The organism is Methylocaldum sp. 14B (assembly GCF_002005105.1).
In the GTDB taxonomy this organism is placed as follows: Bacteria; Pseudomonadota; Gammaproteobacteria; order Methylococcales; family Methylococcaceae; genus Methylocaldum.
Map to the genome: position 1 here is coordinate 47,746 of NZ_MSCV01000005.1, position 15,338 is coordinate 63,083.

A 15,338-nucleotide genomic window follows, 5' to 3' on the forward strand; every position below is an offset into this window, starting at 1 on the left:
ATGAGCATCAACCTGGAAGACTACCGCGAATACCTGGAGCGGGTCGAGCCGCATATCAAGGACACCCTAGAGGCCAGCTTCCACGAAGCGGGGCGGGTGATGTCGCCGGGCGGCTTGCGCAATTATATCGAGGGTGCCCGCGTGCTTTCGGAACTGGGACGCGGGTCCGAACTGGTGGTGTCCTATATCCAGGAAATGCCCCTGGTCGCCAAGGAAGTGGGCGACGAAATCATTCCCGACGTGGTGACCTCGGTGATGAAGCTGGCCTCCATGGTCAGCGGGGGCGTGATCGCCGCGCTGTTCGACAGCCTGCCCACGGCGGCCAGCCGGCTGGGCGATGCCGACTTGCTGCGCCAGTATCTGGCCCTGGTCCATCAGCTTTCGGCGAAAGCACCACGCGGATTGCGCCCGATGCTTCAGCACCTCGACCAGCTATTCGATAAGTTGACGCTGGGCGGGCTGCGCCGCTGGGCGCTCTGGGGCGCACAGGCGCACGGGCGCGATTTCGAAAACCTGGCCAAATATTTCGGTCTCGAAACGGCGGACAGCCTCGCGGTGCTCCAGAAGGAACGCCGCGGCACGCTGTTCGTCGATACCCAGCGCAAGCTGAACTTCTATCTGCGCGCGTTGTGGGGCCGCGATTTCCATTTGCGCCCGACGGCCGGCGATTATGAAACGCGCGAAGGACTCAAGCCTTTCATCGAGTTTCCGGTCATCTACCTGCCCGATGCTTTCGACGATTACGGCGGCATTTCCGGCAAGGAGCTGTACCGTGCTGCCTGCGCCCACGCCGCCGCGCATCTCGCCTACACCAAGAAGCCGATCTCGGCGGAAGCGTTGAATCCGGTGCAGATGTTCATGATCGGTCTGATCGAGGATGCCCGTGTCGAGCATCTGGCCATCCGGCAGTTTCCAGGGCTCCGGCAGCTCTGGCTTCCGTTGCATGAGGCGGATGCCGAAGGTCGGGAAAGCCGCGATCCCGCTCTGTCTTTCTTGGAGCGCTTGGCCCATGCGCTGCTCGATGCGGAACTCGAAACCGAGGATAGCCTGATTCGGGAGACGGTAGCGGCCTTCCGGGAAGTCTTTGCGGCTCGTCCTGATGACAACCAAATCAGCTGGGATCTGGGTGTAACGCTATATAACAAGGTCAAGGATCGACTCGCGCTCCCGTCGTTGCGCATCCTGGAGGGCATGGCTATCCCGTACCGCGACGACAACCGGTTCATCTGGGCGTTCGCCGAGCAGTTCTGGGAACAGGCGGAATACGCACCGGCCAGCGAGCGCCAGGTCCGCAGGAAGGTTTCGGTCATGGAGATGGTCAACGAGGTGGACTGCGAACTGGCGGGGGACGATGCCCAGGAGGTCTGGACCCTGGAGACGCCGTTCCATTTGGATCAGGAAGGCTGCACCATCAATGAACTGGAAGGCAAGGAGCCGGTCAGCGATCCTTATCATTACCCCGAGTGGGACTACCAGGTACAGTTGCACCGCCCCAATTGGGCGACCGTTTTGGAAAAACGGCAGCCTAGAGGAGACCGGGAACTGATCGAGCAGATCCTGGTGGAGTACAAGCCCGTCGCCAGCCGCCTCAAGCACATCATCGATGCCTTGCAGCCGCGGGGTTTGGTCCGCCAGCGGCGGCAGGAGGACGGCGACGAGATCGATCTCAACGCCGCCATTCGCGCCATGATCGACATCCGCATGGGTGAGATGCCGGACCCGCGCATCAATATCCGCTACATCCGGAAGACGCGGGATTTGGCGGTGCTGGTGCTGCTCGACCTGTCGGAGTCGACCAACGAGACCCTGCCGGGATCGGATCGCGCCGTGATTCAGCTTGCGCGGGAGGCGACGACCCTGCTGGCCTGGGCCATCGACGGTATCGGCGATCCCTTCGCCATCCACGGGTTCGCTTCGGACGGGCGGCACGACGTGCAGTATTACCGTTTCAAGGATTTCGATCAGTCCTTCGACGATCAGGCGAAAGCGCGGCTGGCGGGCATGCAGGGAGGGCTTTCGACCCGGATGGGAGCGGCGCTCCGCCACGCCGGAAAGTTTCTGCTGCGTCAGCCGCAGCAGAAAAAGCTGCTGCTTCTGATTTCGGACGGCGAACCGGCGGACATCGACGAGCGCGATCCGCAGTATCTTCGGTTCGACACCAAGAAAGCGGTGGAAGAACTGGCGACCGCGGGTGTGACGAGCTATTGCCTCACTCTAGACCCCGAAGCGGACGAATATGTATCCAGAATCTTCGGCCCGAATCGCTACACTGTCGTCGATCATGTGCAGCGATTGCCGGAGCGCTTGCCGGCCTTGTTCGTGAGTTTGACCGGCTGATGTACACTATCCGAATAAGATCGACCGGAGCCGTGCCAGCCTGGATTCCGCCAGAGTCCCCGGTCTCCCGGGAGCCAGGAGACCGATCCTAATCCCACTGATCCAGGGGGCACAGATCAATTTCCCGACTGACCTCGAGGATCTGTTCCCTTAACCATTGATGAGCAGGATCTTTATCTCTCAATGGGTGCCAAGCCACGACGAAGTCATAGGCCGGCAGACCGAAGGGGACCTGGACGAGTTTCAATGGCGAGGACTTGATACAAGCTTCAGCGATTCGCCGGGGTAACGAAAGCAAAAGGTCCGTCGTTGCGACGGTAAAAGGAGCCGAGAGAAAATTCGGCACGACCACGGCGACTCGTCTCTCCAAACCCTGTTTCATTAGCCAGCGTTCGACAATCTGTGCATTCAGATCGCAAGAGGAGATCAGCAACTGATTCCTTTGTAGGTATTCCTCCAGAGTGATTTCATCTTCAACACCAGCATAGTCACGGCGGGCGATGCAAACTATAGTGTCATCGAAAAGCCGCACCCAATTCAAATGCGCCGGCAGCTTCAACATCGCCTGAAAGCCTAAAATCAAATCGATCTCCTGATTCTGCAACCGGGCCTCGAGCGAACCAGTGTCTGGCCGTTGCACATGAATCTCGATCCGAGGAGCGAGGTTGCACACCCGCTCGATCAGGCGGGGCAAGACAAGAAACTCGAAATAGTCCGATCCGGCCAGGATGAATCGTTCGTGGCTCGTAGCAGGATCGAATTGAGCCGGCGACTTGAGGATATGTTCCGCGTTTCGCAGGACCGAGCGGACGGGCTCGAGCAATGCCGAGGCGCGTTCCGTGGGCTTCATGCCCGTCGGTGTCCTCACTAGCAAAGGATCGTCGAACTGTTGCCGAAGCCGCTGCAGGATTTGGCTCATGGCCGGCTGGGTAATAAACATCTTTTCGGCGGCCCGTGAAACGTTGAGTTCCTGCATCAACAGATCGAAGGCCAGCAGCATGGTGAAATCGAGGTGTCTCAGATTTAACATGTTTGAAAACTGCTAGTGTCGTTAAATACGACCGGCCGTTGGATACCTTAGCTTAAACCAGCTGTCCAGCCGGAATTGGACTTCAGTATTGTTCGGCAATCTTGCCGAAAGTTCCCTTGCCCTTGGATGTCTCCTTCGATCCCAGGCCCGTAGCACCGCCGCTCGGAGGCGCTTCGCCCCAGCTTTGCGGCGGACGCGGAACCTTACCATCCATGATGTCGTCAATTTGGAAACGATCAATCGTCTCGTACTTGATCAAAGCTTCCGCCATGAGATGCAACTTTTCCATGTTTTCCCGCAGCATACGCTCCGAACGCTCGTAATTGCGATCGATCACCGAGCGAATTTCTTCATCGATCAAATGAGCGGTTTCCTCGGACACCATCTTGTGTTTCGTGACGGAGCGTCCCAAAAACACTTCACCCTCTTCCTCGCTATATGCCAGCGGCCCTAAGCGCTCCGAGAGACCCCAGCGGGTAACCATGTTACGCGCCAGAGTGGTGGCGCGCTCGATATCGTTCTGAGCGCCGGTCGTCACTCGTTCCTTGCCGAAAATAATCTCTTCCGCAATACGTCCGCCGAACAAACTCGAAATCTGGCTTTCCAATTTCTGCTTACTCGCACTGTACTGGTCGCGCTCCGGCAAGAACATGGTGATTCCCAGGGCCCGGCCGCGCGGCATGATACTGACCTTGTATACGGGGTCATGCTCGGGGACTAGCCGTCCTACGATGGCATGGCCTGCCTCATGATAAGCAGTGAGTTGCTTCTCTTCGTCGCTCATGACCATGGACTTGCGTTCCACACCCATGAGGATTTTGTCCTTGGCTTTCTCGAAATCCTCCATGTCGACATTGCGCTTGTTCTTACGGGCCGCGAACAACGCCGCTTCGTTGACCAGGTTTGCCAGATCCGCGCCGGAGAAGCCGGGCGTCCCGCGCGCCAGATATTGAACCTCGACGTTGTCGGCGATCGGCACTCGCTTCATGTGAACCTTCAAGATCTGCTCGCGGCCCCGAACGTCGGGAAGCCCAACGACGACCTGACGATCGAAGCGGCCCGGCCGCAATAGCGCAGGATCCAAGACATCGGGACGGTTGGTGGCCGCGATGACAATGATGCCTTCGTTTCCTTCAAAACCGTCCATTTCGACGAGCAATTGGTTAAGGGTCTGCTCGCGCTCGTCATGACCGCCGCCCAAACCGGCACCGCGATGGCGGCCTACCGCATCGATTTCATCGATGAAGATGATGCACGGCGCATTTTTCTTCGCTGTTTCGAACATGTCACGTACGCGGGAGGCGCCCACGCCCACGAACATTTCGACGAAATCCGAACCGGAGATGGAGAAGAACGGAACCTTGGCCTCTCCGGCAATCGCCCGGGCCAATAAGGTCTTACCGGTACCCGGAGGGCCCACCATCAGAGCCCCGCGCGGGATTTTGCCACCCAGCTTCTGGAACTTGCTCGGGTCCTTGAGGAAGTCAACCATCTCCTGGACATCTTCCTTAGCCTCCTCAACGCCTGCGACGTCGGCGAACGTCACCTTGACTTGATCTTCTTCGATAAGCCGGGCTCGACTTTTACCGAAGGACATAGCCCCCCTTCCGCCCGTGCCGCCTTGCATCTGGCGCATGAAGAAAATCCACACGGCGATCAGCAGCAACATCGGGAACCACGAGATAAAGATCTGCATCAGCAGTGATTGGGATTCCGGCGGCTGAGCCTTGATCTCGACGTGATTCTTCAACAAGTCGTCCACCAGGTGGTCGTCGCCAGGACTGTAAGTGGTGAACTTCTCGCCGGTTCCGAGCATGCCTCGGATCATCTGACCATCGATATTCACGTATTTTACTTGCCCTTCCTGTACGTCCGAGATAAACCGCGAGTAAGGTACTCCCGGATCTACCGGCATGCGGGGACCAAAATGGAGGAAAAGCAGTGCCAGTGCAATGGCACTGATTATCCACGGAATCGCATTTTTCATTAATTCGTCCACTCATCGGTTTGTTATGGTGTTTACTTGTCAAATCCCGCCTGCTTATTGCTTATAAACCTCTTTATGGAAGAGGCGGAAATGATGCGGTTTGCCAGTGTTTGAGAGCCTGAATCGGGATGAGGTATCCCAAGGTTCGCTGGAGAATGTGATGGTTGTAAAGCGTGATAAAGCGGCGCAGGGCGGATTCCAAGCCCTAGATGGAAATCGAAGCAATGGCTTTGCAGGACCTCCGTTGAAGCGCTTAACCATGCCATTAGTTTGCGGACGACGCGGCGGGATGAGGCGGTGTTCGATCTCTTGCAGGGCACAGGTACGGTCGGACGATGGTCGCTGGACGACTGCTGGCTGCAATTCATGAAATGATCGACGAACGCCGAGCCGTTGTCGGCTAGGTACGTTTGAATGCGGAAGGGAGCAGCCTAGCCGACAGATTTCAAAAACACCTTGGGACTCCGGGCGGTACGGTTGACCTCGAGAGTGAGATAGACCCAGCGGGTGGTCCGGTCGATGGCAACGAACAGGTAACGTCGGTAACGTCGCGGCTCGCCTTCGATGGTTAGAAACCTCAATCGGATTGACCCAAAACCTCACGGAGCACGCCCCGAACTTCGAAGAGGGCATGGTTTCTTCCATGGGAGCTGACATTTTATTAAGGCTTCAAAGCCGATGTGCCACTTCTCGCCGGCTTTCGGCGCAGGCGGTCAACGGTTCCCTTGAAAGAAGCATTGGTGAGATAAAGGATATAGATCACGGCCAGTACCAGCATAGTGATGGCGAGAACTGCCACGAGAGAAGGACCTGTTTGCGCCGTACCCACCGAAAATGGCACATGCGCATCCACTTTCTGACCCTCATTTATCAGGGTGACGTGCGCGAGATAATTTCCCGGCTCCGTAAAATCGATCGTCGCGTTGGTCGACCCAGACGGATGGATCGTCGGCGGTTGGTAGTACATCCTAGTCCCGTCAGGTTCTCGTGTGATTTCAAACTCAACCGTCATCCGACGTAGTGCTTTACCTTCGTAGTCGAACACCAGGGTCGACTGTCCAACGTCCGGAATGGCCTTGCAGTACTCCGTAGTTCCCGTGAGTTGCGGCTGATAAGCCGTGAAATGCACCCAGTGAGACCCGACGGCAATCCGGCAGGAATCGGCGTCGATTCCAGAACCGCCGCCATGTGCGCGGATCACCCCGGAAAATGAAGCAAGAATTAAAACGGCCAAGGCCGAGACTATTTTGTTGAGGTATCTGTTTCCGCACATATCTTTTGCCCTCGTTAACCTGGTATTTGCCGATTATAGTCTGTGCGTCGCGGGTTACTCTGGAGCAGATTCGTTTGTATAGCCAAATAATTATTGCAAAAGTGCCCAACCAAGATAATAAGATATATCGATATAAACTGAGAGGCGCTCCCAAAACATACGGTTTATTTCTTCCCGCGATGCTGCATTAAAGACTAACCTTAGGCGGTTTTGAAATTAGATTTTTTGATATCGCCATTAAATTCTTTAATACCTTGATGTTGCATTTTTAGTCCGATTTTATGTCAGACTCTTCGCCGGATGTTTCTTGGGGTATCTCAAGTTCATCCGGCAATCATTGTTTAATTTCATCAGCAAGAGGAAATAGTTATGGCTACTATAAGTCAACAAGCGGGTGGGATCGCCGCCCAAGAGAAACCACTGCTGGATAAGCGCTGGCTCGTTTTTGGTCTTGGACTCTATCTCGTGTTTTATATATGGGTTCGCTGGTACGAAGGGGTCTACGGCTGGTCCGCCGGTCTCGACTCGTTCGCACCGGAATTCGAGACGTACTGGATGAACTTCCTGTACACCGAAATCGTACTGGAAGTGATCACCGCCTCGATTCTGTGGGGCTATCTGTGGAAGACCCGGACTCGAGACATGGATGCCGTAACGCCGCGGGAGCAGTTATACCGCCACATGACGCATGGAATCTGGATGTGCTGCTATGCGTGGGCACTGTACTGGGGCGGCAGCTACTTCACCGAACAGGACGGCACCTGGCACCAGACGATCGTGCGCGACACCGACTTCACGCCGTCGCACATCATCGAGTTCTATCTGAGCTATCCGATCTACATCATCAGCGGGGGTGCCTCGTTCCTGTATGCGCATACCCGCCTGCCGGCATTTGCGAAGAACGGGTTTTCCCTGGCCTATTTGGTCGTCGTTGTCGGTCCGTTCATGATTCTGCCGAACGTGGGGCTGAACGAGTGGGGTCACACCTTCTGGTTCATGGAAGAGCTGTTCGTAGCGCCCTTGCACTACGGCTTTGTGGTATTCGGCTGGACCGGGCTTGCGATCATGGGGGTCATCTCGCTGGTTGTTATGGATGTCGCCAGACTGATCAAGAAAGAACTATGCCCGGAATTGGCGTGATCGGAGGCCGACTGGCCTTCTTCGGGTAAATGTTGAGCAGCCATAAACCCTGAAGTTAGAAGCCACTGCCCGAAACGGAAATCACTGGGCAGTGGCCTTTTTTACCCTCCGGCAGGGGGCGGAGTGAAACACGATACTGCATATAAGACGCCCATTATCATGAGAATTCTTGATCACAGAAACCCTTATTAAAGTCTCGGAGATACCCGCTATGTCGAATCCCAGTTTTTTATCCAAGCTTCTGGAAAGCAGATATTCCGGCTTTCTACTCGTAGCCTTTGTCATCGGACTATACATCTTGCAGACGAAGGTCATTTCACCGTTCGTCGAGACTGTCGCGAGCTCGAACGTGTTCCAGGAAGAGGCCGTGTTGGACGGCAAAGACCTAAGTCAAATGGCCGCCTTGCATTGCAATCATTTCGTCCAGGATCGGTTAGGCGCTTCCGACACGATTGAATTTACGGATAGCGGCCACAGAGTATGGCAACTGTCCAATGGACGCTACCTTGTCAGCTCGCACGTTGTGGAGCGTGACGCTTCGGGACAGCGGAAAAACATCGCCTTTGCGTGCAATATCCATTACACCGGCGGATCTCAGGGTGACGATACGCTTCGGATTAACTGGACTCTTGAAGGCTTGGAGCTTAATCAAACCTGATTTCCATTATTTGATATATCCAAAAACACGGAGAAAACTCATGCCAATTTATGCCGTACAGCGCCAATTGTCTGGCATTACCCCTGAACAATTGTCTGAAGCCCAAAAGGCCGCTATCGCAGCGAGCGATAAACTCTCCCGAGAAGGCGTACCGGTAAGATATATACGGACTAACTTTTATCCGGCGGACGCTCGCTGTACCTGTTTGTTCGAAGCCCCGGATGCGGAGTCGGTGAGGCGTGCCAATGAAGCGGCATCGCTTCCATTCAACAAGATAGAAGAAGTGCTTGACCTTAATCCTTGACTCGCGGATGGTCGAGGCGAGCGAAAGAGGCAGCCTATCGCGGCACTATCCGGTGTCCACACATCCCTATTCAGAAATCGAGGACATATCCATGAAAGAGGCGATTCACTTCTCCCGTGAAGACCGGTTATTGTGGTTGGGCATCTTCGGGTTTAGCGGGATCTTTATATTGATCATGTCAGTATTTACTACAGTCCCGATAACCCATTATATGGTACGCATAATTATTACCATAATGATGATGTTTATTCCGGGGTACGTCACTATGAAGCTATTCTTGGATCGAATGGAGTTTACCGAACACAAGGTACTCGACAGATTTATCGTTCCGTTGATCATATCGGCAATAACGGTGCAGCCCTTGTATTTTTTGGTTACCTATCTACGGACCTATGGACTCAACATCGACGAGGACGTGATAAACAGCGACATCCTCGCGGCCATCATTGCGATACTGGTTACAGCCAGCGCTTTCTTGATCAAATTTTTTCGAACCGGAAAGGCTACCGCTCAGATACAAGGGAGGACCTAAGGAGTGTCTCGTTGTTTTTAACTCCGCGCGGCAGGCACAGCTACTTTTGGGGTGAATGAATCGGTGTTCGATCAGCTTAACGTCGATCTCGATACCGCGGCTGTCGACGACAGGGTGAAACCTATCCTCAGATATGTCAAAAAGCTCACCCTCACCCCCACGTACGTCACCAGGCTGGCGCCGACGTCATCTTCGCCGCCATCTGGAACGAGAGAGCTTTCGTCGACGTAGTTAGCCAGTGCCGCGTCGTGAGCTACGTGAGCCGCTTCGTGAACGGTGTCGGCGAGGATGTCGACTCGATCGCCGCTCGGCTTTCGGGACCGGGGTTCTGCGGATCATCGGTTACTCGGGATGGACTGAACGCTTGGAACAGTCTCCGGCCTGATTCGTAGCGCCCATCCCCAATTTGGAGTGCATCAATTTTATCGACCGGTAAGGCAACTGGATTTCCCCTCCCGGCCGAGTCGTTAGTCAAGGTCTAAGGTCATAGGTCATGAATCTAGGGTTGGAATTTGCGTTTCGAATACTGGTCGTACTTTCCGTTGTGCTATTGGTCGTGGGGTTGCTCAAGCCTCAGTGGGTCTGGCGGTGGAAGAAAAAGGAGCCCGATCGTTTAGTCATTACGATGGTTGCGCTGCTCCTCTTCATGGGCGGCTTCACCGGACTCGGTGAGATATCCCAAGATGTCGGTGACGATCTCGAGCGCCGATTGGGAGCCCAGATTCTGAGTAAGGCCGAATACCGAATCGGGCCAGGAACCAAGCGTTGCGAAGCCGGTGCTCGCCCCGGCCAAGCGGGAGCCACGGACGACGAAGAGACTTCCGACGGCATCCGCTACAATGTGCGTACCCCGGCCAACTACGACTCTACCATAGCCCATCCGCTGCTGATGGTGTATTCGCCTTACGGCAAGAACCGGAATCGCACGGAGGAGTTCACCTATCTGACCCGGGATGCCACGGCAGCCGGGTTCATTGTGGCTTATGCGGATCACAAGCGTATGGCCCCGGAAACCCTCATTGAACTCGCCGGAATTCCGAGGCGTATCCAGGAAAAATGGTGTGTGGACGAGAACCGGATTCTCCTGACTGGCCATTCCGATGGCGGGACTATTTCGATGGGGATCGCCTTCGTCAATGGCACCCGCGACATTCCGGCGGCTATTGTGTCGAGTGCGGTCGGAATCCGCGCGGATGATCTGGCGGATCGTTCCTGTCCCAAACCGCTGTCGGTCCTGGTCATGCACAGCTCCAAAGACACGGTTTTTCCCGGTTATGGGAAAGGTACCGTTGAATGGTGGGCAAAGTGTAACAAGTGCGACGGGCGCGCCGTAGAAGCCTTGCCGAACGGATGTGTCGCCTACTCCGGCTGTGCCAATGGGGTAAAGACCTGGTATTGCGAGAACTCCAACCCGCACTCCGTATGGCCAAGCTTAAACCGCACAGTTATCGGTTTTCTGTCGACAGCAGTCCGCTCTCAGGAATGATTCATTGGATGGAACGGGAAGATATGATCATGCCGCGCTGCAGCGGAAACTGCGCACGATCTCGATGCCTTTTCCGGTCCTTGCGAGACTAGACAGCTAGGTATTTCGAAGATGGGGAGGAGTCGGCCGATAAGCCGGGTTCTGTCGTGGACAGTCATTCATCTAGGGCGCGCGTCACCGCGCGCCTCAAGCGACCTACCCGGGAGCCGTGCGGGCCGCACGTTAGGGGTTGCCCCCAATGCCCCCCTATTTGGTCTTGCTCCAGGCGGGGTTTTCCCTGCCACTCCCGTTACCGGAAGCGCGGTGCGCTCTTACCGCACCATTTCACCCTTACCGCGTTCCCGAAGGAGGCGCGGCGGTATATTTTCTGTGGCACTTTCCGTAGGCTTTCGCCTCCCAGGCGTTACCTGGCGCCTCGCCCTGCGGAGCCCGGACTTTCCTCTCCCCGCGTCGACGACGTGGGCAGCGACTGTCTGGCCAACTCCCGATGGTATTGTATTAAGAGATCGGTCGAGTGGCTAGTAACCGAGCGGTTACGCCACTGTTTCGAAGCTTTTGTCGAAACGACAGAAAAGCGGGCGTTTGTTGATTTAAGTCAAAATCGTACCGTCCGGTTGAGGCTAGTATTTTGACCACGCGAGAACGCTAAGTTGATTTACCTCCATCTCCTCTTTGGAACTTGTTATAGCATTCTCCGGGTTAGCGACATTGCGTTTAAGACCTCTTAATCCTCTGGGATGTTGTCAGGGCCGAAGCTTTGCTAAGGCCCTTTTTTTTGTGCTGAATTTTGAAACAGTCCTGTAACCAAAATTAGAGTCTCGGCCCTCGTTTTTCCTTCTGATTCAAGAACTCCGCGCGTTGAGCCCCTCGGGTATTTGTGTTCTAATACCAGACGGTTTACCTAAGTCTTAGGGAAACGCCGAGCATACCTCTCGCTGCGCGCGGCTTCGATTCGGAGCGCGACGTTTTGATAAAAACCGTGGCACTCTCTCGGTGCGCCTTAAGCCGAAAACATCTTAGCACTCCCTCTGCCGTCTTCTTCGAACCTGTTGCAGGAATGCGAGAGGGGTGGTTTGGCCGTTAATTTGTGCGATCCACAGGCGTATATATGCTAATCAGAACAAAGAAAGGCTTGAATCTGCCGATCACTGGGGAGCCCGAGCAAACGATACACGACGACGGTAACGTTGTTAAATCCGTAGCGTTACTGGGCTTGGATTATGTCGGATTGAAGCCCTCCATGAATGTTTCGGAGGGAGACCGGGTCAGGCTCGGTGAGGCGCTGTTTTCGGATAAACAGTATCCCAAGGTTTTGTTCACCTCGCCCGGGAGCGGCGTGGTCAAGGCGATCAATCGCGGCGCCAAACGCGTGCTTCAATCCGTCGTCATCGAATTGGACGGCGATGACAGCGTTCAGTTTCAATCGTACGACCAATCCAAACTCGCCGATCTGACTGTCGAGCAAGTAAAAGAGAATCTGCTGGCTTCCGGCTTGTGGACCTCTCTTCGAACCCGCCCCTACAGCAAGGTTCCCGATCCCGATACGGCGCCCCATTCCATTTTTGTGACGGCGATCGACACCAACCCATTGGCCGCTCGGCCGGATGTTGTCATTCAGGAACGGGTTCAAGACTTCAAAAACGGACTGACTGTCGTTTCCAAGCTGACCGAGGGGAAGGTTTATCTCTGCACGGCGCCGAATCATTCCCTGCCTTCCGGAGACAGTAACAAGATCGAGATCGCTGAGTTCGACGGGCCGCACCCCGCCGGTCTCGTGGGTACCCATATCCATTATCTCGATCCCGTCAGCGCTACCAAGATAGTCTGGCATCTCGACTATCAAGCCGTCATGGCGATCGGTAGCCTGTTCACCACCGGCCGATTGAACGTGGAGCGAGTCGTTTCTCTCGCCGGGCCGATGGTCGAGCGCCCCCGTTTGATCCGCACTCGGCTGGGCGCCAATCTGAGCGATTTGGTTCGAAATGAAACCGTTGCGGATAAGGAAGCACGCGTGATTTCGGGGTCCATACTGTGCGGCCAGAAGGCGGAAGGATGGTCGGACTATCTCGGGCGCTATCACAATCAGGTCAGCGTCATCGAGGAAGGGCGGCAAAGAGAGTTCATGGGGTGGGTAGTACCGGATCGCGACAAGTACTCTTTCCTGAACGTGCTTTTATCCAGTCTTCCCAAAGAACAGGGGCGCAAGTTCGCTTTCACCAGCGCCAAATATGGCAGCGCGAGAGCTATCGTGCCGGTCGGCGTCTACGAAGAGGTCATGCCCATGGACATTCTGCCGACGCAATTGCTGCGCTCGCTGATCGTGGGCGACACCGATACGGCGCAGGCCTTGGGTTGTCTCGAACTGGACGAAGAAGACCTGGCGCTTTGCACCTTCGTCGATCCGGGCAAGCACGATTTCGGCCCGGTGCTTCGCAAGAATCTTACCCAAATTGAGAAGGAAGGCTAATGTCTCGTACTAGGCAATTCTTAGACAAGATACATCCGTACTTCGCGCATGGCGGTCGGCTGGAGAAGCTCTATCCGATCTATGAGATGGTCGACACCTTTCTCTATAGCCCTCCCGATGTGACGGCTGGCGGGGTTCACGTCCGCGACGCAGTCGATTTGAAGCGGGTCATGACCTACGTCTGGATCGCGGCTCTGCCGTGTTTGCTGATGGCGCTGTTCAACACCGGCTATCAGGCCAACTCGGCCATGGAGAGCATGGGTATCGCCTCGGCACCCGGCTGGCGCGGTGCCATCATGGACGTTTTCGGCTACAACCCGGTCAATCCGATTTCCGTTGTGATGCACGGCGCCTTGTATTTCTTCCCGATCTATATCGTCACGCTCGTGGCGGGCGGTATATGGGAAGTCTTGTTCGCCGTCGTCCGGAAGCATGATGTAAACGAAGGCTTCTTCGTATCGTCCATCCTGTTCGCGTTGACGCTGCCGCCCAATACGCCCTTGTGGCAGGTGGCCATCGGCATTTCGTTCGGCGTCGTGATCGGCAAGGAAATTTTTGGCGGCACCGGCAAGAACTTCCTGAATCCGGCGCTCACCGGCCGCGCGTTTCTGTATTTCGCCTATCCGGCCTCCATGTCGGGTGACGCGGTATGGACCGCGGTAGACGGATTCAGCGGCGCGACCGCTCTGGGCTTGGGCGCCATGGGAGGCGTCGACGCGATCACGGCGGGCGGCATCTCTTGGTGGCAGACCTTCTTCGGTTTCGAGCAAGGCTCGCTGGGCGAGACCTCGACCCTGGCCTGTCTGATCGGCGCCGCATTCCTGATCTACACGCGCATCGCCTCGTGGCGGATCATGGCCGGCGTCCTGGTCGGCATGGTCGCAACGTCCACCTTGTTCAACATCGTCGGCAGCGATTCCAATGCCATGTTCGCGATGCCCTGGTACTGGCATTTGACTCTGGGCGGCTTCGCTTTCGGCACGGTGTATATGGCCACCGATCCGGTCAGCGCGGCGCATACCAATGCCGGGCGTTGGGTTTTCGGCGCCTTGATCGGTTTCATGACCGTGCTGATTCGAGTCGTGAACCCGGCTTTCCCGGAAGGCATCATGCTGGCCATCCTGTTCGCCAACATTTTCGCGCCGCTGATCGACTACGCCGTAATTAAAGCGAATATCACGAGAAGGGTTAGACGTCATGCCTGATTCAGCAAATCCCAACACAGCGGGAACGCAGGTGTCCGATAAGATCGCCGGCTTCATCGAAAAAGCGAACGAGTACGCGCAGAAGATTCTGGTGCTGCCGAACGACAGTTTCCAGAAAACGCTCGCCGTCGCTTTCGCATTGTGCCTGGTCGGAGCGGTATTGGTATCGGGTTCGGCCGTTGCGCTCAAGCCGCTGCAGGAAAGCAATAAGTCCAAGGACGAAAAAGTCAACATTCTCGAGGTGGCGGGCCTGTTGGATGAAGGAACCAAGGTCGACGAGGCCTTCAAGAATATCGAGCCGAAAGTCGTCGACTTGGCAACGGGCGATTACGTCGATTCGATCGATCCGAAAACCTTCGATCAGCGCAAGGCAGCCAAGGATCCGGCGATGAGCGAGGCCATACCGCCGGAAAAGGATATCGCCAATATCAAGCGCAAGCCCAAATACGCCAAGGTCTACTTGGTCAAGGAGGGCGGCCAATTGAAGTCGGTGATCCTGCCGGTCAGCGGTTACGGGTTGTGGTCCACCATGTACGGTTTTATGGCGCTGCAAGCCGATGCGCAGACGGTTATCGGCCTCAATCTTTACGATCAGGCGGAAACTCCCGGCCTGGGCGGCGAGGTGGTGAATCCGAAATGGAAGGCGCTTTGGAAAGGAAAGAAAGTGTACAACTTCACCGGCAAGGAATTGCACGAGAGCAACTTGACCGAGAAGGGACAGCAGATCGAGATCGGCGAAGTCGCATTGGGCCTCGTAAAGGGCTCCGTCGATCCGTCCAAGCCGGGCTCGGAATACCAAGTGGATGCGCTCGCGGGCGCTACGCTCACGAGCCGCGGCGTCAGCAACCTGGTGAGCTACTGGATGAGCAGGGAAGGCTTCGGACTTTATCTGGCAAAGCTTAGATCTCAGAGGGGTTAA

Annotated in this window: 13 protein-coding genes and 1 other RNA gene; 9 read left to right on the forward strand and 5 right to left on the reverse strand. The window is 55.7% G+C overall.

Annotation, left to right across the window (positions count from 1 at the left end; all coding sequences use genetic code 11):
- A complete protein-coding gene (locus B2A78_RS04915; RefSeq protein ID WP_077728797.1) occupies positions 1-2,337 on the forward strand; it encodes a nitric oxide reductase activation protein NorD in 2,337 nt (778 codons plus the stop codon).
- A gap of 88 nt (positions 2,338-2,425) precedes the next feature.
- Here the strand turns inward: B2A78_RS04915 and B2A78_RS04920 are convergent, their stop codons facing one another.
- The 4 genes from B2A78_RS04920 to B2A78_RS04930 form a co-directional block, all read right to left on the reverse strand.
- Complete coding sequence (locus B2A78_RS04920; protein WP_077728798.1) at positions 2,426-3,367, reverse strand: LysR family transcriptional regulator; 942 nt, start codon at positions 3,365-3,367, stop codon at positions 2,426-2,428.
- A gap of 82 nt (positions 3,368-3,449) precedes the next feature.
- Positions 3,450-5,354 (reverse strand): ATP-dependent zinc metalloprotease FtsH, encoded by a 1,905-nt coding sequence (ftsH, locus tag B2A78_RS04925; RefSeq protein WP_156880361.1) that lies wholly within the window; start codon positions 5,352-5,354, stop codon positions 3,450-3,452.
- 431 nt (positions 5,355-5,785) lie between these two features.
- The gene (locus B2A78_RS25960; RefSeq protein WP_168175347.1) at positions 5,786-5,935 is read right to left on the reverse strand and encodes a hypothetical protein; all 150 of its coding nucleotides are present in this window, start codon (positions 5,933-5,935) and stop codon (positions 5,786-5,788) included.
- A gap of 80 nt (positions 5,936-6,015) precedes the next feature.
- Complete coding sequence (locus B2A78_RS04930; RefSeq protein WP_077728800.1) at positions 6,016-6,627, reverse strand: hypothetical protein; 612 nt, start codon at positions 6,625-6,627, stop codon at positions 6,016-6,018.
- Positions 6,628-6,996: 369 nt separating this feature from the next.
- On the opposite strand from B2A78_RS04930, the gene amoC reads away from it, so the two are divergent.
- From amoC to B2A78_RS04955, 5 genes are all read left to right on the forward strand, one after another.
- The gene (gene amoC / locus B2A78_RS04935; RefSeq protein ID WP_077728801.1) at positions 6,997-7,767 is read left to right on the forward strand and encodes a bacterial ammonia monooxygenase, subunit AmoC; all 771 of its coding nucleotides are present in this window, start codon (positions 6,997-6,999) and stop codon (positions 7,765-7,767) included.
- Between the two features lie 169 nt (positions 7,768-7,936).
- Positions 7,937-8,425, forward strand: a complete 489-nt coding sequence (locus B2A78_RS04940; RefSeq protein WP_143735065.1) for a hypothetical protein — start codon at positions 7,937-7,939, stop codon at positions 8,423-8,425.
- 40 nt (positions 8,426-8,465) lie between these two features.
- Positions 8,466-8,729 (forward strand): DUF4242 domain-containing protein, encoded by a 264-nt coding sequence (locus B2A78_RS04945; protein ID WP_077728803.1) that lies wholly within the window; start codon positions 8,466-8,468, stop codon positions 8,727-8,729.
- A 265-nt stretch (positions 8,730-8,994) separates the two neighbouring features.
- Positions 8,995-9,261 (forward strand): hypothetical protein, encoded by a 267-nt coding sequence (locus tag B2A78_RS25550; RefSeq protein ID WP_143735066.1) that lies wholly within the window; start codon positions 8,995-8,997, stop codon positions 9,259-9,261.
- Positions 9,262-9,754: 493 nt separating this feature from the next.
- Positions 9,755-10,747 carry a hypothetical protein gene (locus B2A78_RS04955; protein WP_077728805.1) on the forward strand — a complete coding sequence of 331 codons (993 nt, stop codon included), beginning with the start codon at positions 9,755-9,757 and terminating at the stop codon, positions 10,745-10,747.
- 114 nt (positions 10,748-10,861) lie between these two features.
- On the opposite strand, the gene rnpB is transcribed toward B2A78_RS04955, so the two are convergent.
- An RNA gene (gene rnpB, locus B2A78_RS04960) (RNase P RNA component class A) lies at positions 10,862-11,232 on the reverse strand.
- Positions 11,233-11,855: 623 nt separating this feature from the next.
- On the opposite strand from rnpB, the gene B2A78_RS04965 reads away from it, so the two are divergent.
- The 3 genes from B2A78_RS04965 to B2A78_RS04975 are packed head-to-tail and all read left to right on the forward strand — an operon-like array spanning position 11,856 to position 15,338.
- The gene (locus B2A78_RS04965; RefSeq protein ID WP_077728806.1) at positions 11,856-13,214 is read left to right on the forward strand and encodes a Na(+)-translocating NADH-quinone reductase subunit A; all 1,359 of its coding nucleotides are present in this window, start codon (positions 11,856-11,858) and stop codon (positions 13,212-13,214) included.
- Positions 13,214-14,419, forward strand: a complete 1,206-nt coding sequence (locus B2A78_RS04970; protein WP_077728807.1) for an NADH:ubiquinone reductase (Na(+)-transporting) subunit B — start codon at positions 13,214-13,216, stop codon at positions 14,417-14,419. The genes B2A78_RS04965 and B2A78_RS04970 overlap by 1 nt, the downstream gene beginning before the upstream one ends.
- Positions 14,412-15,338 carry a Na(+)-translocating NADH-quinone reductase subunit C gene (locus tag B2A78_RS04975; RefSeq protein WP_077728808.1) on the forward strand — a complete coding sequence of 309 codons (927 nt, stop codon included), beginning with the start codon at positions 14,412-14,414 and terminating at the stop codon, positions 15,336-15,338. Before B2A78_RS04970 ends, B2A78_RS04975 begins: the two co-directional genes overlap by 8 nt.

Excerpts from the sequence above, each read along its gene's own strand:
- B2A78_RS04930 (WP_077728800.1), bottom strand. The coding sequence starts at position 6,627 with ATGTGCGGAAACAGATACCTCAACAAAATAGTCTCGGCCTTGGCCGTT.
- B2A78_RS04975 (WP_077728808.1), top strand. The coding sequence starts at position 14,412 with ATGCCTGATTCAGCAAATCCCAACACAGCGGGAACGCAGGTGTCCGAT.
- B2A78_RS04915 (WP_077728797.1), top strand. The coding sequence starts at position 1 with ATGAGCATCAACCTGGAAGACTACCGCGAATACCTGGAGCGGGTCGAG.
- B2A78_RS04955 (WP_077728805.1), top strand. The coding sequence starts at position 9,755 with ATGAATCTAGGGTTGGAATTTGCGTTTCGAATACTGGTCGTACTTTCC.
- B2A78_RS25550 (WP_143735066.1), top strand. The coding sequence starts at position 8,995 with ATGAAGCTATTCTTGGATCGAATGGAGTTTACCGAACACAAGGTACTC.
- B2A78_RS04970 (WP_077728807.1), top strand. The coding sequence starts at position 13,214 with ATGTCTCGTACTAGGCAATTCTTAGACAAGATACATCCGTACTTCGCG.
- ftsH (WP_156880361.1), bottom strand. The coding sequence starts at position 5,354 with ATGAAAAATGCGATTCCGTGGATAATCAGTGCCATTGCACTGGCACTG.
- B2A78_RS04945 (WP_077728803.1), top strand. The coding sequence starts at position 8,466 with ATGCCAATTTATGCCGTACAGCGCCAATTGTCTGGCATTACCCCTGAA.
- B2A78_RS04920 (WP_077728798.1), bottom strand. The coding sequence starts at position 3,367 with ATGTTAAATCTGAGACACCTCGATTTCACCATGCTGCTGGCCTTCGAT.
- B2A78_RS04965 (WP_077728806.1), top strand. The coding sequence starts at position 11,856 with ATGCTAATCAGAACAAAGAAAGGCTTGAATCTGCCGATCACTGGGGAG.
- amoC (WP_077728801.1), top strand. The coding sequence starts at position 6,997 with ATGGCTACTATAAGTCAACAAGCGGGTGGGATCGCCGCCCAAGAGAAA.